Here is an 18,405-nt window from a genome sequence, read left to right on the forward strand (position 1 = left end):
GTCTCACGGGAGCTCTATCGACAATGCGTGCCACCTATCTCTTCACCTCCGAAAGCGTTTCCGAAGGCCATCCGGATAAGGTCTCCGACCAGATTTCCGACGCTATCGTCGATCTGTTCCTGTCGAAAGACCCCGAGGCGCGCGTTGCCTGCGAAACGCTCACCACCACCCAGCTTGTGGTGCTGGCCGGTGAGGTGCGCGGCAAGGGCATGATCGATACCAACGGCAACTGGGAGCCGGGCGCGCAGGAGGAAATCCAGCGTGTCGTGCGCCAGACGGTCAAGGAAATCGGCTACGCGCAGGACGGCTTCCACTGGCAGAACCTGACCTTCGAAAATCACCTCCACCCGCAGAGTGCCGATATTGCGCAGGGCGTTGATGCCGCCGGCAACAAGGACGAAGGCGCGGGCGATCAGGGCATCATGTTCGGCTACGCCAACGACGAGACCGACGATCTGATGCCGGCCACGCTCGATTACAGCCACAAGATCCTGCACAAGATGGCCGAAGACCGCCACTCGGGAGTAGCGCCCTTCCTCGAGCCCGATGCCAAGAGCCAGGTGACGCTGCGCTATGCCGAGGGCAAGCCGGTCTGCGCCACCGCGATCGTGGTCTCGACCCAGCACGCCAAGGACTATTGCGAGCCCTGGGAAAAGGACGGCAAGAGCGGCGGCGATGCAGCCAAATATGCCGAGCTGCGCGACTATGTGAAGGGCGCGATTGCCTCGGTAATCCCCGCCGAGTTGCTCACCGACGAGACCGTCTATCACATCAACCCGACCGGCAAGTTCGAGATCGGCGGTCCCGATGGCGACGCCGGCCTCACCGGGCGCAAGATCATCGTCGACACCTATGGCGGTGCTGCTCCGCATGGCGGCGGGGCCTTCTCGGGCAAGGACCCGACCAAGGTCGACCGTTCGGCCGCCTACGTGACGCGCTATCTCGCCAAGAACGTGGTTGCCGCTGGCCTTGCCAAGATGTGCACGATCCAGGTGTCCTACGCGATCGGCGTTTCCGAGCCGCTCTCGCTTTACATCGACACCAGCGGCACCGGCACCGTGGCCGACGAGCAGATCGAAGAAGCCGTGTGGGAAGTCGCCAAGGCCCGTCTCGGCGGGCTGACCCCGCGCGGTATCCGCACCGGGCTCGGCCTCAACAAGCCGATCTATCGCCAGACGGCTGCCTATGGCCACTTCGGTCGGCAGGCTGAGGGCGATCTGTTCCCCTGGGAAAAGACCGACCTCGTTGACGATCTCAAGGCTGCGCTCGCCTGAGGAACGCGCGGTGGCGGGCTCTATGATCCGCCACCGTATCGCGGCGCTCGATGCCCTGCGCGGCGTGGCCGTGGCGGGGATCGTGCCGATGAATGTCATCGCCTATGCGATGCCCGCCGCCGCCTATATCAACCCGCGCGCCTATGGCGGCGAAGGGCCGCTCGCCACCGTGCTGTGGGCGTTGAGCTTCCTGCTGATCGAGGACAAGTTCCGCACGCTGTTCGCGATGATGTTCGGTGCCGGCGTGACGATCCTGATCGAGCGCGGCGGTGCGCATCCGTGGCGCGCGCACTATGCCCGGATGGCGGCGCTGTTCGTGATCGCGATGGCCCATGCGGTGCTGCTCGCGAATAACGATGTGCTGCGAACCTATGCCGTGATCGGCTGCCTCCTGCCCTTGCTCATTCGCCTGCCGCTGCGCTTGCTACTGGCCGGAGCGGCGGCTCTGATTGCCGGGCAACTGGCTGTGTCGGGCTATGTTGCCTGGGGCTGGCTGCGATATTGGCACGCGCTGGCGACGGGGCTCACCTTCGATATGTCCGGCATGGCCGATGTCGAGCGCCGGTTTGGCGCCGATCCGCAGGTGATCGCCGCCAGCATCGCGCAATGGCAGGAGAGCCTGCCCGAACGGATCGCGCGGCGCGCGAACGACTGGCCTGTGCAGTTCGCCTCCATCGTCGCGCAGATTCCGTCCACGCTCGCGGCCATGCTGGCGGGCGTGGCGGCCTGGCGCAGCGGCCTGCTCGCGGGCGAGTGGCCGCAGCGGCGCTTGTTGAGGCTCGCCGCGTGGCTGGGCCTGCCGAGCCTTGTCGCTCTGGCGGCCATGGCCGCGTGGTCGATTGTCACAGGGTTCAACGCGATCGTCACCGCTTTCAATGCGCTGGTCCTCTCCGCACCGTTCGACCTGCTGTTGGGCGTCGCCTATGCCGCGCTCGCCATGGCCATGTTCGGCGGGCCGCTGGCCGGGCGCGCCTCCACCCGCCGCTGGGCCGCAGTGGGCCGGATGGCGCTGACCAACTACCTCGGCACCAGCCTTGTCTTCGCCGCCCTGTTCGCGGCATGGGGCGTCGGTCTGTTTGGCATGGTCTCGCGCGGGCAGGCGCTCGCGCTCGGGCTGATCCCGGTGGCGTTGATGCTGGTCGTCTCGCCGCTGTGGTTGAGGCACTTCCGGCAAGGCCCCGCCGAGTGGCTGTGGCGCTCGCTTGCGGCGTTAAGGCCGCTCCCGTTCAGGCTGCCGCGTTGACCCGTTCAAGATCGCGCGCGGAGGTGCGTGCGGCGAGGAAATAGAGCCCGGATGCGATCACATAGAGCGCACCCGTAAAGGCCATGGCCATGGTCAGCCCTTGCTCCGGCCCCAGCTCGGCGCTTAGCGTGTCACTGAGCGTGCCGACGATGATCGGCCCGACCGCGCTTGCCACGCCATAGAACACCTGCAGCACCGCATAGCCCGTCACCCGCATGCGCGGATGCATAAGGTTTTGCAGTGCGGCATAGGTGATGCCGAGATAGCCGAAGCCGAGGAAAGTCGCCACGCTGACCGCCGCCAGTAGCAGGCTAAGCTCCTCCAGCCTGAGCCCGAAATGGTAGGCGGGCGCGGCAAGCAGAAGGCAGACAGCAGGCACCAGCGCATAGGCCGCCGGGGTCTTCTCGCCGAACTTGTCACCCAGCCAGCCCGAGACCAGCACCGACAACATCGCCGGCGCGCTGGCGATCAGGCCCGAATACATCCCCGCTTCGGCCAGCCCGAGCCCGAACCGGCGGATCATCAGCGAGGTGAAGAAGTAGTTCATCCCGAAGCCGAGCATCGCGGCAAAGGTGGAGCCGAAGATCATGTTGCGTGCGCTGGGGAGCGCCAGCAGGCGAGCGAGCACCTCGCGGAAGCTGGGCACGTCATCGCCCAGCGCCTCGGCGCCGCCCGCATCGTGGACACCGCGTCGGGGCTCGGAGACGAACAGCCATACGAGCAGCGCCAGCACCAAGCCGGGAATGGCGGCAATCAGGAAGGTGTAGCGCCAGCCGAAGTCCTGCGCGATGGCCCCGCCACCGACATAGCCGATCAGCGCGCCGAGCGGCGGCGCAATCATCAGCACCGACATCGCGAATCCGCGCCGCCGCGGGGGGAAATAGTCGGCCACCACCGATTGCACCGAAGGCAGGCCAATCGCCTCGCCAAGCCCAACGCCCATGCGCGCGGCGAGCAGTTGGAACCAGCTTCCCACCGCTGCGCACAGCGCCGTGGCGGCCGACCAGATCACCGTGCCCAGCGCGATCAGGTGCGTGCGTGTGGCGCTCTCAGCCTTGCGGGCGATGAGGATGCCGGCAAAGATGTTGAGCACGGTGAAGGCCGCCGCCATCAAGGAGACCTGACTATCGCTGAGCCCGAACTCGGCCTTGACCGGCTCGACCAGCACGTTGACCACGATCCGGTCGATAAATCCGATGGTCGTGATGCCGGCCATGACGACGAGCGCCAGCCATGGCGATTTGCTGCGCGTAAACATGCGGTGGCGGGTCCTCTCTCCCTTTTGCCGCCTTGTCGCATGGCACCGCGCAGAAATGCAATGCCCTATAACAATTACCTTAGGACATGGCCTAAGCGTGCTGGCGATAGTCCGCTGTCAGGGTGCCCGAGGCCGCCAGTTCCTCCTCGTGGCTCGCTTCGCGCCAGCTCTCGGCAAGCGCAGCCTGTTCCCACTCGTGCATCGCCGGATGGGCAAGCATCTGATCGACCCAAGCCGCGCCCAGGCCGACATCCAGGCCATAGGTGCGGATGCGATAGGCGACCGGCGCGAAGAAAGCATCGAGCGCGGTGAACACTTGCCCTGCCAGCCACGGCCCGCGGAAGCGATCGAGGCCTTCTTCGAACAGTTCGCGCAGCCGCGCCACGTCCTTCGCCAACGCCGGGGATAGCCGACCCTTGTTGACCCGTACTCCGACGTTCATCGGGCACTCGTTGCGCAAGGGGGAAAAGCCGCCGTGCATCTCGGCTACCCCGCACATGGCGAAGGCGCGCGCCGCTTCGTCTTGCGGCCAGACGCCGGGATGGCGCTCGGCAAGATAAAGCACCACGCCGAGCGAATCCCATACCGTCCGCTCGCCATCGAGCAGCACCGGCACCTGTCCGGTGGGCGAGAATTCGCGGAAGGCCTCATAGTTCACCGGCTTTGTGAACGGCTCTATCCGGTCTTCGAACGCGATGCCGAGCGCCTTCATCAGCACCCAGGGGCGCAGCGACCAGCTCGAATAGTTCCGGTTGGCCGTGATCAGCGTGTATGTCATGCGCGGGTCAGGTGACGTAGTGGGCGGTCGTCTTCGCCGCCACCTCGTCTGCGGTCACGCCCGGTGCCAGCTCGATCAGCTTGAACGGCGAGGAATGGTCGGGCCTCTGGAACACGGCAAGGTCGGTGATCAGCATGTCGATCACGTTCCTGCCCGTCAGCGGCAGCGAGCATTCGGGGATGAATTTGGGATCGCCGTGCTTGGAGACGTGTTCCATCACGCAGATGATCTTCTTTACGCCCGCGACGAGGTCCATCGCGCCGCCCATGCCCTTAATGAGCTTGCCGGGGATCATCCAGTTGGCGATGTCACCGCCTTCGGAGACCTCCATCGCGCCCAGCACGGTGAGGTCGATATGGCCGCCGCGGATCATCGCGAAGCTCTGCGCCGAATCGAAATAGGCCGAGTGGGGCAATTCCGAGATCGTCTGCTTGCCAGCATTGATGAGGTCGGCGTCGACCTTGTCGGGGGTAGGGAAGGGGCCGATCCCGAGCATCCCGTTTTCGCTTTGCAGCGTGACGTGGATGTCGTCGGGGATGTGGTTCGCCACCAGTGTGGGGATGCCGATGCCGAGGTTGACGTAGAAGCCGTCTTCCAGCTCTCTGGCGGCGCGGGCGGCGATCTGGTCGCGGGTCCAGCCCTTGGTCAGGCCGTCATGCATGGTCATCATCCCATCTCCGTTTCGCGGGTGGTCACAAATTCGATCTTCTTGTCGTAGGGCGCGCCCACGATCATGCGCTGGACGTAAACGCCCGGCAGGTGAATCTGGTCGGGATCGAGCGTGCCCGCCGGCACCACCTCCTCCACCTCGACCACGCAGACCTTGCCGCAGGTGGCGGCGGGCACGTTGAAATTGCGCGCGGTCTTGCGGAACACGACGTTGCCGGTTTCATCGGCCTTCCACGCCTTCACGATCGAGAGGTCCGCAAAGATGCCGCGTTCGAGGATAAAGTCCTCCATTTCGCCCTCGCGATTGGGGAACTGCTTCACCTCCTTGCCTTCGGCCACCAGCGTGCCGACGCCGGTCTTGGTGTAGAACCCGGGTATGCCCGCCCCGGCGGCGCGCATCCGCTCGGCCAGCGTGCCTTGCGGGCAGAACTCCACCTCCAGCTCGCCCGAGAGATACTGGCGCTCGAACTCCTTGTTTTCGCCAACATAGGAGGCGATCATCTTCTTCACCTGCTGCGTGCGCAGCAGCATGCCGATGCCTTCGTTGTCGATCCCGGCATTGTTCGAGGCGAAGGTAAGGCCCTTCACCCCCGATGCCTGGATCGCCTGGAGCAGGCGTTCTGGGATGCCGCAGAGGCCGAAACCGCCTGAGGCGATCAGCATGTCGTCATGCAGCAGGCCCGAAAGCGCAGCTTCGGCAGAAGGATAAAGTTTGTTCACAGGCTGCTCCGGAAGCGTTGGTTTTCATCTTGGGCGACTGGTTATGCGTCATAGGCATTTCGATACCGTGCTGCAGCAAAAAATCTCCCTTTAATGCCCGATTGGCAGGTAATCGGTCGGACGCGCCTTGCCGAAGAGGCACAACAACAGAGCAGGAGTGCGCATTCCGAGCAATGTTGCGTTCCATGCAACTCGCCTTGCGCTTTTCGCACTTGCGAAATGGTGCGGTCGGTTGCAAATACGAACTGCCTTTCAGGCATCCTCTCCCAAGACTTTCCAAGCCCGGCTGGCAACAGCCGGGCTTTTTTTCTGCCCCTCTCGGGCGTGCCTGCCGGCGGCGCGTTTGCAATGGGCTGCATCGCTTCCTAGCTTTCTGACATCAGTAGCGAACGGGAAGGCTTTTCACAGCATGGCAGATGGAGACACGCTCGACACCGCAGCGGGCACGGCGCGATTGCAGGTCGCGGCAGCGCGGCAGGAGGAGTCGGGCCGTGGGGTTGCGCGGATGCCGCGCTCGGCGTTCCAGGCGCTCGGCATAACCGAAGGCGATCCGGTCGAGATCGAGGGCAAGCGCACCACCGCCGCCATCGCCATGGCCGCCTATCCCGAAGACGAGAGCCTGGAGGTGATCCGGCTCGACGGCCTCCAGCGCGGCAATGCCGAAGCCGGTTCGGGCGAACATGTCGTGGTGCGTCGCGCCCAGCCGCGCGCGGCCACTCGTGTGGTTTTCGCGCCTGCGCAAAAGCAGATGCGCCTGCAAGGCCCGACGGAGGCCCTGAAGCGTGTGTTCGCGGGCAAGCCGCTGACTGCGGGCGACCTTGTCGCGACCCATGGCCAGCAGCCGGTCCAGAACGTGCCGCCCGAAGTGCGCCGCCTGTTCAACACCCCAGCCTACGCACTGACCGAAATCCGCCTGCAGGTCGTCTCGACCAGCCCGAAGGGCATCGTCGCCATCGACGCCGACACCGAAATCGAACTGCGCGCCGAATTCGAGGAGCCCAAGCGCGGGCGCGGCACGGTCAACTACGACGATGTCGGCGGCATGGAAGACACCATCAAGCAGCTGCGCGAGATGGTCGAGCTGCCGCTGCGCTATCCCGAGCTGTTCACCCGGCTGGGCGTCGATCCGCCGCGCGGTGTGTTGCTGCATGGCCCGCCCGGCACCGGCAAGACGCGGCTCGCGCAGGCTGTCGCCAACGAAAGTGATGCCGAGTTCTTCGCCATCAACGGCCCGGAAATCATGGGCTCGGCCTATGGTGAAAGCGAGGCGCGCCTGCGCGAGGTGTTCGAAGAAGCCGAGCGCGCCCAGCCTGCCATCGTCTTCATCGACGAGATCGATTCGATTGCGCCCAAGCGTGAGCGCACGCAGGGCGAAACCGAGAAGCGGCTTGTGGCGCAGTTGCTGACGCTGATGGATGGCTTGCAAAGTCGCACCAATCTGGTGGTGATCGCCGCAACCAACCGCCCCGATGCGGTGGACGAGGCGCTGCGCCGCCCCGGCCGCTTCGACCGCGAGATCGTGATCGGCGTGCCTGACGAGGGGGGGCGGCGTGAGATTCTGGCGATCCACACCCGCGGCATGCCGCTGGGTGAGGGCGTGGACCTCAGGGAGCTGGCGCGTTCGACCCACGGTTTCGTGGGGGCCGACCTTGCCGCGCTCACCCGCGAGGCGGCTATCGAGGCGGTGCGGCGGTTGATGCCGAAGCTCGATCTCGACGCGCGCGAGATTCCGGCCGAGGTTCTTGAAGAGCTGTGCGTCGAAAAGGGCGACTTCCGCGAGGCGCTGAAGCGCGTGCAGCCTAGCGCCATGCGCGAGGTGATGGTGCAGGCGCCCAAGGTCGGCTGGTCCGATCTGGGCGGCCTTGATGAAGCTATCGAATCGCTCAAGGAAGGCGTGGAACTGCCTCTGCGCAATCCGCAGGCCTTCGAGCGGCTGGGTATTCGCCCGGCCAAGGGCTTCCTGCTCTATGGCCCGCCCGGCACCGGCAAGACCCTGCTGGCCAAGGCCGTGGCCAAGGAGGCCGAGGCGAACTTCATCTCGATGAAGTCGAGCGACCTTCTGTCCAAGTGGTATGGCGAGAGCGAGCAGCAGATCGCCAGGATGTTCGCCCGTGCGCGGGCTGTGGCGCCTTGCGTGATCTTCATCGACGAGATCGATTCGCTGGTCCCGGCGCGTGGCTCAGGTGCGGGCGAGCCGCAGGTGACGGCGCGCGTGGTCAACACGATCCTGGCCGAGATGGACGGGATGGAAGAGTTGTCGTCCATCGTGGTGATCGGCGCGACCAACCGCCCGACGCTGGTTGATCCGGCGCTGTTGCGGCCCGGACGGTTCGACGAACTGGTCTATGTCGGCGCACCCAACGAGGCTGGCCGCGAGCATATCCTCAAGATCCACACCGCCAACATGCCGCTGGCCGACGACGTCAACCTTGCCGCACTGGCAGGCGAGACCGAGCGGTACACCGGCGCGGACCTCGAGGATGTGGTGCGCCGGGCCGGTCTTGCCGCCATCCGCCGGTCGAGCACTGCGCCCGACACGGTGAGTGCGGCAGACTTCGCCGAAGCCCTCAAGGCTTCGCGCCCCACGGTAACGCCGCAGATGGACGCCGAATATGCGAAGATGAAGGGCGAGCTGAAGCGCAAGGCGCTGGAGGTGCGTCCGATCGGCTTCATCACCGATGGCATGGTGGAGAGCACGCGCGATTCGAAGCATTAGCGAGTGAGCGCCAGCTGGCCCTGCCTGTGGCGGGCTGGCTGGCGATGCTCGCTGTTCGAAGTGGGGTGGAAAGCGGATAGCCTTCTTAGGGCGTGCTCGATGGTAAAACGCAAATTCGCCGAAGAACGATGCCTCTGCGGATCGACGCAGCAGATGCTTGCGAGCGTGGCCTTGCGCGTCGAGTGGATCGATCAGAAGCTATGCCCGGTTTCAACAGCGGTTAGATTCCCGCTTTCGCCGAAAACTTCTTTTGGTGGCGTAAAGAGCCGCGTCAGCCCTGACGAACAGTTCTTCGGCATCGTAGAAATAGGGATCGGTGGGAAACGCGATACCGCTTGAGGCGCTGACGGTGAACATGTGCTCCTGCCACAGAATGGGTGCACGCAAGCGGATCAGGGAGCGGTTGACGCGCGCCTCAATTGCCTCTGCTGGCTCATCATTGTCAAGGATCACCGCGAACTCGTCGCCGCCGATCCTTGCGGTCAGCAGTGCATCTGGAAAGAACGAGGACAACCGTTCCGCGAATACCTTGAGACAGGCATCTCCCGCCAAATGGCCCCATCGGTCGTTGATCCCCTTGAAATCGTTCAGATCGAAAAGAACAAGCGCGCCGAGTGATGTCACGGCTGAGCGAGTGCGCCCCGCATTAAGGAAACGGCTTTCGTAGATAGCGCGGTTGGCGAGGCCGGTAAGCGCGTCGTTCTCAGCCAGGCGCCGCAGCGCCTCCGAACGCAGCTTTTCCTCGGTTACATCCTGCTTCAACCCATGGAGGATGGGAGCGGCGTCGGCCGGACGGACCATCTCTGCGTGGATACGCATCCACCGCATTTCACCATCCGGACGCTTAACTTGAGCATCGAGAATGAAGATGCCGCCTTGATCTATCGCTTCGGCGCGAAGCCTTTCCAGCTCATCGCGGGACTCCTCGGTGTAGAAATCAAGCACCTGTCGCCGATCGACAGCGGTTTCGTGTGGTAGCCCGAAGATATCGTAGACACCCATGGTCCACATCAGTCTGTTGTCGGAAAGGTTGCAGGACCAAGCCCCCACCTTAGCCGAGGCCATGGCACGGTCGAGTAGCGGATCGATCCTAGCAGGCTGGCCTCCCAGCAAGGTCGGCGGTGGCTCGGTTTGCGCGCGACAGGGCAGCTCGGCCTGCTGGATAAGCATTGACATGATGCGTCTATATTTGGGTGTGTCTTAAGAGACCGTGTCCAAGGCGGCGGCCTTGGCATCTCAACGGCAGAACTCGGGTCGCAAACGGACGTCACCAGATAAGCTTCAACCTTCCCCACCCATCTGCGCAAGCGCCTCCGCCGAGGGCGCGCCCAGCGGCTGGCCATCCGCGCCCACGGAGATAACGCGGCTGCGCACCAGCGCCTCGGGCATTTCGGCGGCCAGCCACTGGATCAGCGCCTCGCGCACGTCGCAGCGCAGGTCGTAAAGCGTGGGCGAATCCTTCGCCGTCATCAGCAGGCGGACCTCGATGGCGTCGCGCGTCAGGTCGGTCACCTGCATGTGCTTCACGCGCCCGTCCCAGCGGGTGTTGCTCTCCACCAGCTCGAGGAACTTCTCGCGGATCGGGTCGAGCCTGGTCGCCGGGTCGACATAGAGATAGACTGTGCCCAGCAATTGCGCGGTGGTCTTGGTCCAGTTCTGGAAAATCTCGTCGAGGAACTTGGAGGTCGGCACCACCAGCCGCCGCTCGTCCCACACCTTCACCACCACGTAGGTGGTGCGGATATCCTCGATCCAGCCCCATTCGCCGCCGACGATTACCGCATCGCCCAGCCGGATCGGCTCGGTCAGCGCCATCTGCACGCCCGCGATCAGCGACTTCAGCGCCGGTTGCGCCGCCGCGCCCACGGCCAGTGCAGCGAGGCCCGCCGAGGCCATCAGCGTCACCCCGATATCGCGCACGCCGGGGATCGACAGCAGCATCAGGCCCACGGTGATGAAGATCACCACGAAGGTGCCGATGCGCGACAGGATGCGCAGCCGCGTCTGCCGCTGGCGCGCGCGCAAGTTATCTTCGACATCGAGGTCGAGGTGCATCTCCGCCGATTTCACCAGTGCGCGCATGATTGCCAGCGCCATCCATCCGATCAGCGCGGGCATCACGAAGCCGGCGATTTTCTCCCACGCGCTCTCGAGCACAGCCGTCTCGCGCGCGGCCAGCACGAGGCCAAGCGCGGCCATCGACCAGCGCGACGGGCTGCGCAGCGAGCTGACGATTGCTCCGTCGGACAGGCTCTTGCTTGAACGTGTGATGCGGGTGAGGACGCCGAAGATCAGCCAGTGCACGATCAGGGCCACGGCAATGCCGACGGACCCGTAAATCAGCGCCTCGCCAATCTGCGGCCAGCTTACGGAGAACCTGTCGGCTAGCTGTTGCATTGCGCCAAGCTAAGCATGTTGCGCTGCAACATCAACCCGGGCCTGCGCCTTCGCCTAGTGCGCGGCGTCCCAGCTTGTCCCGTGGCCGATCTCGACCCCGAGCGGAACGCTGATGCTCACCGAAGGCGCAGCGGCGCCCTCCATTACCTCGCGAATGACCTCGCTGGCGGCTTCCACGTCGCCTTCGGGCAGTTCGAAAACGAGTTCGTCGTGGACCTGCAACAGCATCCGCACTTGCGGAAGGCCTGCCTCGGCCAGAGCGGGCATCATCCGGGCCATGGCCCGCTTGATGATATCGGCGCAGGTGCCCTGGATCGGCGCGTTGATCGCGGCGCGCTCGGAGCCTTGCCGCTCGGCCTGGTTCTTCGAGGATATGCGCGGGAACCAGGTCTTGCGACCGAACAGTGTTTCCGAATAGCCCTTTTCGCGCACCCTTTCGAGCGTCTCGGCAATGTAGCGCTGGATGCCGGGGAAGCGCTGGAAATAGCGGTCGATCATCGCCTGCGCCTCGTCGGGCTCGACCTTCAGCCGGCCCGCCAGACCCCAGCGCGAAATGCCGTAAAGGATCGCGAAGTTGATCGTCTTGGCGGCGGCGCGGGTGTCGCGAGTGACTTCGCCGTACATCTCCTGCGCGGTGCGGGCGTGGATGTCCTCTCCGTTGGCGAAGGCCTCTTTCAGTGCGGGCACGTCGGCCATATGCGCGGCGAGGCGCAGCTCGATCTGCGAATAGTCCGCCGCCAGCAGCACGTTGCCTTCGTCCGCCACGAAAGCCTTGCGAATCTCGCGCCCGATCTCGGTGCGAATCGGGATGTTCTGCAGGTTCGGATCGGTGCTGGAAAGCCGCCCGGTCTGTGCGCCGACGAGGCTGTAGCTGGTGTGCACGCGGCCCGTGTTCGGCTTGATCGCGGCCTGCAAGGCGTCGGTATAGGTCGACTTGAGCTTCGATAGCTGGCGCCACTCAAGCACCTTGTCGGCGATCTCCGCGCCTTCACCCGAAAGCTTTTCGAGAATGGCCTGATCGGTCGAATATTGCCCGCTCTTGCCCTTGCGCCCGCCCTTGTAGCCGAGCTTGTCGAACAGGATATCGCCTAGCTGCTTGGGGCTGCCGATGGTGAATTCCTGCCCGGCCAGCTCATGGACCTCGCTCTCGATCCGCGCGATCTCGGTGGCGAAGCGCTCGGACAGCTTGGCCAGCGCCGCGCGATCGACCTTGATGCCCTCACGTTCCATCCCAGCGATCACGGCGATCAGCGGACGGTCGACGCGCTGGTAAATCCGGGTCGCGCCTTCGCCGGGCAGGCGGTGGCGCATGATCTGGTGGAGCCGCCAGGTCACGTCGGCATCCTCGGCTGCATATTGCGTCGCCTGCGGCAACGCGACTTCGCCGAAGGGAATCGCCTTCTTGCCCGTTCCGCAGACGTCCTTGAACTTCATGGTGGTGTGGCCAAGGTGGCGTTCGGACAGTTCGTCCATGCCGTGGCCGCCGCCGATCCCGTCTTCCGAGCGGCCCGCGTCCATCGCGAAGCTCATCACCATGGTATCGTCGATCGGCGCGACCGTGATGCCGTGGCGTGCGAGCACGGTGATGTCGTACTTGATGTTCTGCCCGACCTTGAGGACGGCATCGCTTTCGAGCAGCGGTTTCAATGCGGCGAGCGCCTCATCAAGCGCAATCTGCTCAGGCTTTTCATCGAACATGTCGCTGCCGCCATGGGCGAACGGGATATAGCAGGCATCGTTCGGGCCAAGCGCGAGGCTGACGCCGACCAAATCGGCCTGCATCGAATCGAGCGCCGAGGTCTCGGTGTCCACCGCCACTTCGCGCGCGGCGAAGGCGCGGGTGATCCAGTGTTCGAGCCGCTCCATCGTCTGCACGCATTCGTAGGCCGAACGGTCGACCGCGGGCCACTCGGGCAAGTCCTGCGCATTGCCACTGGCCGAAGCGGCCTCGCCGGGGCGATCGGCCGTGACGGGATTGAGGTTGGTGGGCCTGCCGGGGCTGCCCGAGCCAGCGCCGAGCCGCTTGAGCAGCGAGTTGAACCCGTGCAGCGAGAGGAACTCGGCCAGCGGATCGGCGGGAATGCCGCCCAGCTTCATGTCTTCGAGCGGCACCGGCAGTGCGCAGTCGCTCTTCAGTTCGACCAGCTCGCGGCTGAGCATGGCCATGTCGCGCCCTTCGAGCAGCCGCTCCTTGAGCTTCGACTTTTTCATCTCCGGCGCTGAATCGAGCGCCGCTGTCAGCGAGCCGTTCTCGGCGATCAGTTTGGTCGCGGTCTTCGGGCCGATGCCGTAGATGCCGGGAATGTTGTCGACGCTGTCGCCCATCAGCGCGAGCACGTCGCCGACCAGCTCCGGCCCGACGCCGAATTTTTCCTCCACCTCGGGGATGTAGATCCGCGCGTCCTTCATGGTGTCGAGCATGTCGATGCGCGCGCCGTTCTCCTCGCCCACCAGCTGCATCAGGTCCTTGTCGGAGGAGACGATGGTCACGTCCCAGCCTTCGCGCTGCGCGGCGCGGGCATAGGAGGCGATCAGGTCGTCGGCCTCGTAGCCTTCTTCCTCGATGCAGGGCAGCGAGAAGGCGCGGGTGGCGTCGCGGATCAGCGGGAACTGTGGGCGCAGGTCTTCGGGCGGGGGCGGGCGGTTGGCCTTGTACTGGTCGTACAGGTCGTTGCGGAACGAGTGGCTCGACTTGTCGAGGATCACCGCCATGTGCGTCGGCCCCACCGCCTTGTCGAGATCGTCGGCCAGCTTCCACAGCATGGTGGTATAGCCATAGACCGCGCCCACGGGCGTGCCCTCGGGGTTGGTGAGCGGAGGGAGCCGGTGATAGGCGCGGAAGATATAGGCCGAACCGTCGACCAGATAGAGATGTTGTTTTTCGGCCATGAGCGCGGTGCTAGCACGCGGTTCGAGGCCGGTCAGCCGCAAAGAATGTGGCGTATGAGGAATGGCGGATTTGCGCCATTTGCGCCATATTTCAGCCACATTTGGCACTCAGCTCGCCGCATTCTTGCCCTAATCTTCTTGCGCGGGGCAGATTGTGGCCTTATTGGGGCAATCAGAGCGAGCGCTTTGCCGCTCTGGCCCGGCACCTGCCTGGCCATGATTTCTCTGTTTTTGGGGATTTATTATTATGCGCAAGATCATCCTCGCCGCCGCCGCTGCTGGCGCTGCCCTGACCCTTTCGGCTTGCTCGGAAGGCGCCGACGAAGCCGTCGACAGCTCGATGGCTGACGCCGAAGCCAACGCCGACGCCGGCATGGAAATGGTTGATTCGGCTGCCGACGCTGGCATGGAAATGGTTGATTCGGCTGCTGACAGCGCCATGGAAATGGTCGACTCGGCTGCTGAAGCCGTGGACAGCGCTGCCGAGTAATTTCTTACTCAGCGTGTTACGCGAAGGGGCGCGACCTGCGGGTCGCGCCCCTTTTCGTTTGTGGGCGTTAAATGTGACCTTGGCCGATCACGGCCCGGGCTAAAGCGGCGCTTTAGTTCGCGTTTGCAGCACTACCGTAAGAAGCGTTGGCGAATTGCGGGCCGGTGGACGAATAGCCATCGTAGATCGCGCGTGCGATCGAGGCGATACGCTGCTCGCGGTTTCCGCGCGAGCCTTGCCCGGTGACATAGATTGCCACGACGTAGGAACGGCCATCGGGCGCGGTGATGATGCCGATGTCGCTTGATGTGTTGTTAAGCGAGCCGGTCTTGTGCGCGACGCTCACATCGTCGGGCATCTGGCCACGAATACGGCGCACGCCCGTGCGGCAGCGCGCCATCGCATCGAGAATGACCTCGCGGCTTTCCGCCGAGAGCCACCGGCCCTGATAAAGTCCGGTCAGTAGCTCCACCATGGTTTCGGGCGTGGCGCTATCGCGCATGTCGATATGCTGGGCGGGATCGAATTCGCCATCGTCGCGCACCAGCGTGGCAATATCGCGGGTCAGCTCGAAGTCTTCGAGCCCGGCACGGTGAACCCAGTCGTTCACGGCATCCGGCCCGCCGACCGCTGCCAGCAGCGCATCGGTGGCCGGGTTGGAGCTGCGCGTGAGCATCAGGTCAATGAGCTGTAGCGCCGACATATACTCGCCCTTGCGCACCGGCGCGGTGGCGGTGGAGAACGGCGTCGAGCGGACCGACCACAGGAGCGGAAACTCGCTGGTCAGGCTCCATTTTCCCTGTTCCACGCCTTCCATATAGGTCGCGGCGATGGCGATCTTGCTGGTGCTGGCCATGGGGAAGCGCTGATCGCCGAGAATCGAAATCTCGCGCCCGGTCGAAAGATCGAGCGCAGCGACGCCGATCCGGCCCTCGCTGCCATCGGCAAGCTGGGCGATCTGGCGAGCGAGCGGATCGGCATAGTCGGGATTGAACTCGCGCGGCTCGCGTATCTCGGTGCCGAACGCGCTGTCGAACGCGTTCTCGAAATTATTTGCCTGCGCCGCCGAAAGCGGCGCGACGGCGAGCGAGGCGATGGCTGCGAGGCGGGTAATCAGGTTTCTGGTCATATAGTGAGTTTCCACGTGACGCCTTGTCGATACCTTAACAAGGAGGGCCGCAAATCCCACGGTACGACGAATCGAGCCGAAATTTCGTCGGAATGACGGGAATGTGATAGCAGGGACCGATAAATTGCTGTTTATCGGCCCCTTGCGAATCAGCTTGTGAATCACGCGCGCTCGATCGCCTGGGCGACGGCTTCGAGCTTTTCGTTGGCGATTGCCTTGTCGATCTCGCCGATCAGACAGGACTGCAACTCCTTGTGATAATGTCGCCGCATTTCGCCCAGCGACTTGGGATCGGCAACGATGATGATCTCGCCTAACTTGCCGTCGATAGCCTGCCCGTTAAGCCATTCGGCGACTGCTGCGGCATGGGCCAGCTCTTCCAGATCGCTGCTGCCGCTTCGCCGTCCGGCGTCATCCTGATCGCGCACGCCGGCGCTGTAGTTCGTCGTTTCCAGCTCGGGCGTGGCGACCACGCTCAGCTTCGGTTCGAACAGCTGGCCCTCGTTACGCGCGAGCACGAACCGCTCGCCATCGACGAGTGCGACATGGGCCTTGTGCGGACACTTCATAATCGGGTCTCTCCTTCGGTCTGCTGTGCCGTAATCAACGGTCGGCAGGCCGAAGGGGTCCGAGATTTTCCGCTTAATGGTCGCTGCCAGCGCCTTATTCGGGCTTGCGAAGGCGCCAGGCGAACTGGTCGGTGTTGCCGCGGATAACATCGTCGAAGACATTGGCGTCGTGCGGATCGTCGGGCTGGGCGTAAAGGTCGCTTTCCTCCTCCAGCACGAAGCCGGCGGCGGTCAGTGCATTGAGCGCCAGTTCGGCGTCCATCCGGTGCAGTTTTCCCGCCGCATCGAGGCCGCCTCCATCGGTCGCGACATGGTCGACCACCACCAGCGTGCCGCCGGGCTTGAGCGAAGCATAGAGGTTTGAAATCGCCTTCTCGGCGGTGCCTTCGGGCATTTCGGGGACGAACAGGTCATGCAGGTTCATGACCGTGATGATCGTGTCGAGTGGCTCGGGCCAGCCCGGCTCGGCGATGGGGCCGCGCAGGGGGAACACGTGTACCGGTTCGCCCTGATCGTTGGCGTAGGGAGCGACCGCAGCGTCCTGCTCATCGGCATATTCTGGGCGAAAGTCGATGAACTCGGTCGGCTGGAAGGCATAGACCTTGCCGTCGGCCCCCACGGCGGTGGCGAGCAGGCGCGTCACATAGCCGCCGCCCATGATATAGTCGCCCACGGCCTCGCCCTTGTCGATCTGCGCGAAGGCGAGCAGCTCGGCGGGTTTGCGCTTGGCGTCGTACTGCTGATCGTCGCCGCGCGAGATGTCGGTAACGGCCTGCATATACTGGCGGGCCGGATCTTGCGTAGGCTCGGGCGTGGGCTCTTCGCTGCCGCAGGAGGCCAGAGCCGTGGCGGCCAGCGCCGCGAACATAAGTTTGCGCATTTCGTATCCCCTCTCGTTGTTGTTGAGGGGGAGGCTAGTCCGAAACAGACAAAGCGCAAGCTCAGCGGCGACGGGTGGCAAGGAAGTATAGCGCGGTGCCAGCCGCCAACACCCCGAGCGTCGGCAGAGCGGAGGACAGCGGCACTTGCGCCAGCAGCCAGAGGTTGAATACCAGCGCAAACACCACCAGCGCGGCCCACACGATGAGCATCGCGCCTTGCGGGCGGTCTTCCCCGGCGCGCCACAGCATCGGCAGCGCCAGCACGGTGAGGATGATCACCAGCGTCTCAAGCGCGACCATATAGGTGGCAAGCGTGGCGAAGGTTCCGCTCAGCGCCAGCGCGAGGACGATCATGCCATAGGCGATAATGGCCGGGGCAGGCGTGCCGAAGCGCTGCGAAATCCGCGCCAGCACCGCCGGTAGCAGGCCGCGCGTCGCCATGCCGTAGACCAGGCGCGGCATCGAGACGAAGTAGCTGAGCTGGTTGGTGCCGGTGGAGAAGATCGCCGCCACGCTGATCAGCGCCACACCCAGCGAGCCAAACACAGCCTCCCCCGCCGAGGCCAGCGGGCGGTCTGCGTTCACCTGCTGCGGGTCGATGGCGATATAGGCCCACTGGACGAAGGCATAGAGCAGCGCGATCATGGCGAGGTTCACGAAGATCGAGCGATAGACGGTGCGCCGTGCCTCGCGCACCTCGCCCGCCACCATGGTGGAGAGCGCGCCGCCCGAATAGGCATAGGCGAGCAGCAGCGCGATCGATTCGACCTCGCCGAATTCGGGCAGGGCGAAGGTGCTGGGCACTCCGTTGGCGAGCAATCCAGCGCCGCAGATCAACACAATCGGCCCGAGCTTGAGCAATGTCCCCAGCCACAAGGCCCGGATCGAGCTGCGTGTGCCAATTGCGGCAAGCCCTGTGAACAGCGCGATCAGCGCCGCGATGGTGCCAAGCCGGATGACGGGATTGTCGAACAGCGGGAAAAGCGCGGCGAGATAGCTCACCAGCACGTGGAAATTTGCGGCCCGCGCGGCAAGATTCTGGCCGAGCAGGAACCAGCCCGCCTGAAACCCCGCGAACGGCCCGAAGGCATGCTCGACATAGAGCTGCGGCCCGCCCGATTGCTCGTGCATCGTGCTGAGCCGGGCATAGACCAGCGACGGCCCGGCCACGAGCAGCGCATAGGCCAGCACCACCAGCGGCGCATAGCCCCCGGCCCCTGCATAGAGCAGCGCGGGCAGGGCAAAGATGCCCGAGCCGACCACGCCGTTGAGGTTGATCAGCACCGCGCCTGAGAGGCCGATGGCACGGTGCGGTTGGTTTAGCGTCGAGGCCCCTGTCATCGCGCGAGGCTATCGCAAGGGGGGCAGGTGGCCAAGCAAAAGGGCCCGGCG

15 protein-coding genes are annotated in these 18,405 nt (G+C 64.5%); 4 read left to right on the top strand and 11 right to left on the bottom strand.

The window, feature by feature from the left end; genetic code table 11:
• The first annotated feature begins 23 nt into the window (after positions 1 to 23).
• Positions 24 to 1,274 carry a methionine adenosyltransferase gene (gene metK / locus ABDJ38_RS10570; protein ID WP_346785062.1) on the top strand — a complete coding sequence of 417 codons (1,251 nt, stop codon included), beginning with the start codon at positions 24 to 26 and terminating at the stop codon, positions 1,272 to 1,274.
• Positions 1,246 to 2,517 (top strand): DUF418 domain-containing protein, encoded by a 1,272-nt coding sequence (locus ABDJ38_RS10575; protein ID WP_346785063.1) that lies wholly within the window; start codon positions 1,246 to 1,248, stop codon positions 2,515 to 2,517. Before metK ends, ABDJ38_RS10575 begins: the two co-directional genes overlap by 29 nt.
• Here ABDJ38_RS10575 and ABDJ38_RS10580 read toward each other — a convergent pair.
• From ABDJ38_RS10580 to ABDJ38_RS10595, 4 genes are all read right to left on the bottom strand, one after another.
• Positions 2,501 to 3,775 (bottom strand): spinster family MFS transporter, encoded by a 1,275-nt coding sequence (locus tag ABDJ38_RS10580; RefSeq protein ID WP_346785064.1) that lies wholly within the window; start codon positions 3,773 to 3,775, stop codon positions 2,501 to 2,503. The two genes, ABDJ38_RS10575 and ABDJ38_RS10580, sit on opposite strands and share 17 nt — an antisense overlap.
• Positions 3,776 to 3,866: 91 nt before the next feature.
• Complete coding sequence (locus ABDJ38_RS10585; protein ID WP_346785065.1) at positions 3,867 to 4,553, bottom strand: glutathione S-transferase family protein; 687 nt, start codon at positions 4,551 to 4,553, stop codon at positions 3,867 to 3,869.
• Positions 4,554 to 4,560: 7 nt separating this feature from the next.
• A complete protein-coding gene (locus tag ABDJ38_RS10590; protein WP_346785327.1) occupies positions 4,561 to 5,214 on the bottom strand; it encodes a 3-oxoacid CoA-transferase subunit B in 654 nt (217 codons plus the stop codon).
• Between the two features lie 5 nt (positions 5,215 to 5,219).
• Positions 5,220 to 5,942: a CoA transferase subunit A gene (locus tag ABDJ38_RS10595; protein WP_346785066.1), complete on the bottom strand. Its 723-nt coding sequence runs from the start codon at positions 5,940 to 5,942 to the stop codon at positions 5,220 to 5,222.
• Between the two features lie 409 nt (positions 5,943 to 6,351).
• Here ABDJ38_RS10595 and ABDJ38_RS10600 point away from each other — a divergent pair, with 409 nt between their 5' ends.
• Complete coding sequence (locus ABDJ38_RS10600; protein WP_346785067.1) at positions 6,352 to 8,658, top strand: CDC48 family AAA ATPase; 2,307 nt, start codon at positions 6,352 to 6,354, stop codon at positions 8,656 to 8,658.
• 210 nt (positions 8,659 to 8,868) lie between these two features.
• On the opposite strand, the gene ABDJ38_RS10605 is transcribed toward ABDJ38_RS10600, so the two are convergent.
• The 3 genes from ABDJ38_RS10605 to polA all read right to left on the bottom strand — a co-directional run bounded on the left by ABDJ38_RS10605 (position 8,869) and on the right by polA (position 13,944).
• Complete coding sequence (locus tag ABDJ38_RS10605; RefSeq protein ID WP_346785068.1) at positions 8,869 to 9,834, bottom strand: diguanylate cyclase domain-containing protein; 966 nt, start codon at positions 9,832 to 9,834, stop codon at positions 8,869 to 8,871.
• 105 nt (positions 9,835 to 9,939) lie between these two features.
• On the bottom strand, positions 9,940 to 11,055 hold the full coding sequence (locus ABDJ38_RS10610; RefSeq protein WP_346785069.1) for a mechanosensitive ion channel family protein: 1,116 nt from the start codon (positions 11,053 to 11,055) through the stop codon (positions 9,940 to 9,942).
• A 54-nt stretch (positions 11,056 to 11,109) separates the two neighbouring features.
• Positions 11,110 to 13,944, bottom strand: a complete 2,835-nt coding sequence (gene polA / locus ABDJ38_RS10615; protein WP_346785070.1) for a DNA polymerase I — start codon at positions 13,942 to 13,944, stop codon at positions 11,110 to 11,112.
• A gap of 247 nt (positions 13,945 to 14,191) precedes the next feature.
• Between polA and ABDJ38_RS10620 the strand changes: the two genes are divergently transcribed.
• Positions 14,192 to 14,434 (top strand): hypothetical protein, encoded by a 243-nt coding sequence (locus tag ABDJ38_RS10620; RefSeq protein ID WP_346785071.1) that lies wholly within the window; start codon positions 14,192 to 14,194, stop codon positions 14,432 to 14,434.
• Positions 14,435 to 14,546: 112 nt separating this feature from the next.
• On the opposite strand, the gene bla is transcribed toward ABDJ38_RS10620, so the two are convergent.
• The 4 genes from bla to ABDJ38_RS10640 form a co-directional block, all read right to left on the bottom strand.
• A complete protein-coding gene (gene bla / locus ABDJ38_RS10625) occupies positions 14,547 to 15,563 on the bottom strand; it encodes a class A beta-lactamase (protein ID WP_346785072.1) in 1,017 nt (338 codons plus the stop codon).
• Positions 15,564 to 15,724: 161 nt separating this feature from the next.
• The gene (locus ABDJ38_RS10630) at positions 15,725 to 16,132 is read right to left on the bottom strand and encodes a baeRF12 domain-containing protein (protein ID WP_346785073.1); all 408 of its coding nucleotides are present in this window, start codon (positions 16,130 to 16,132) and stop codon (positions 15,725 to 15,727) included.
• 94 nt (positions 16,133 to 16,226) lie between these two features.
• Positions 16,227 to 17,012: a class I SAM-dependent methyltransferase gene (locus ABDJ38_RS10635; RefSeq protein ID WP_346785074.1), complete on the bottom strand. Its 786-nt coding sequence runs from the start codon at positions 17,010 to 17,012 to the stop codon at positions 16,227 to 16,229.
• A gap of 61 nt (positions 17,013 to 17,073) precedes the next feature.
• Positions 17,074 to 18,354: an APC family permease gene (locus tag ABDJ38_RS10640; RefSeq protein WP_346785075.1), complete on the bottom strand. Its 1,281-nt coding sequence runs from the start codon at positions 18,352 to 18,354 to the stop codon at positions 17,074 to 17,076.
• Between the last annotated feature and the right edge of the window lie 51 nt (positions 18,355 to 18,405).

Source organism: Aurantiacibacter flavus (genome assembly GCF_039710615.1).
GTDB classification, from domain to species: Bacteria; Pseudomonadota; Alphaproteobacteria; order Sphingomonadales; family Sphingomonadaceae; genus Alteraurantiacibacter; species Alteraurantiacibacter flavus.

Coding starts and splice junctions, on each gene's coding strand:
- ABDJ38_RS10600 (WP_346785067.1), top strand. CDS start 6,352: ATGGCAGATGGAGACACGCTCGACACCGCAGCGGGCACGGCGCGATTG.
- ABDJ38_RS10605 (WP_346785068.1), bottom strand. CDS start 9,834: ATGTCAATGCTTATCCAGCAGGCCGAGCTGCCCTGTCGCGCGCAAACC.
- ABDJ38_RS10635 (WP_346785074.1), bottom strand. CDS start 17,012: ATGCGCAAACTTATGTTCGCGGCGCTGGCCGCCACGGCTCTGGCCTCC.
- bla (WP_346785072.1), bottom strand. CDS start 15,563: ATGACCAGAAACCTGATTACCCGCCTCGCAGCCATCGCCTCGCTCGCC.
- ABDJ38_RS10610 (WP_346785069.1), bottom strand. CDS start 11,055: ATGCAACAGCTAGCCGACAGGTTCTCCGTAAGCTGGCCGCAGATTGGC.
- ABDJ38_RS10640 (WP_346785075.1), bottom strand. CDS start 18,354: ATGACAGGGGCCTCGACGCTAAACCAACCGCACCGTGCCATCGGCCTC.
- ABDJ38_RS10630 (WP_346785073.1), bottom strand. CDS start 16,132: ATGAAGTGTCCGCACAAGGCCCATGTCGCACTCGTCGATGGCGAGCGG.
- ABDJ38_RS10590 (WP_346785327.1), bottom strand. CDS start 5,214: ATGCATGACGGCCTGACCAAGGGCTGGACCCGCGACCAGATCGCCGCC.
- polA (WP_346785070.1), bottom strand. CDS start 13,944: ATGGCCGAAAAACAACATCTCTATCTGGTCGACGGTTCGGCCTATATC.
- metK (WP_346785062.1), top strand. CDS start 24: ATGCGTGCCACCTATCTCTTCACCTCCGAAAGCGTTTCCGAAGGCCAT.
- ABDJ38_RS10620 (WP_346785071.1), top strand. CDS start 14,192: ATGCGCAAGATCATCCTCGCCGCCGCCGCTGCTGGCGCTGCCCTGACC.
- ABDJ38_RS10580 (WP_346785064.1), bottom strand. CDS start 3,775: ATGTTTACGCGCAGCAAATCGCCATGGCTGGCGCTCGTCGTCATGGCC.
- ABDJ38_RS10585 (WP_346785065.1), bottom strand. CDS start 4,553: ATGACATACACGCTGATCACGGCCAACCGGAACTATTCGAGCTGGTCG.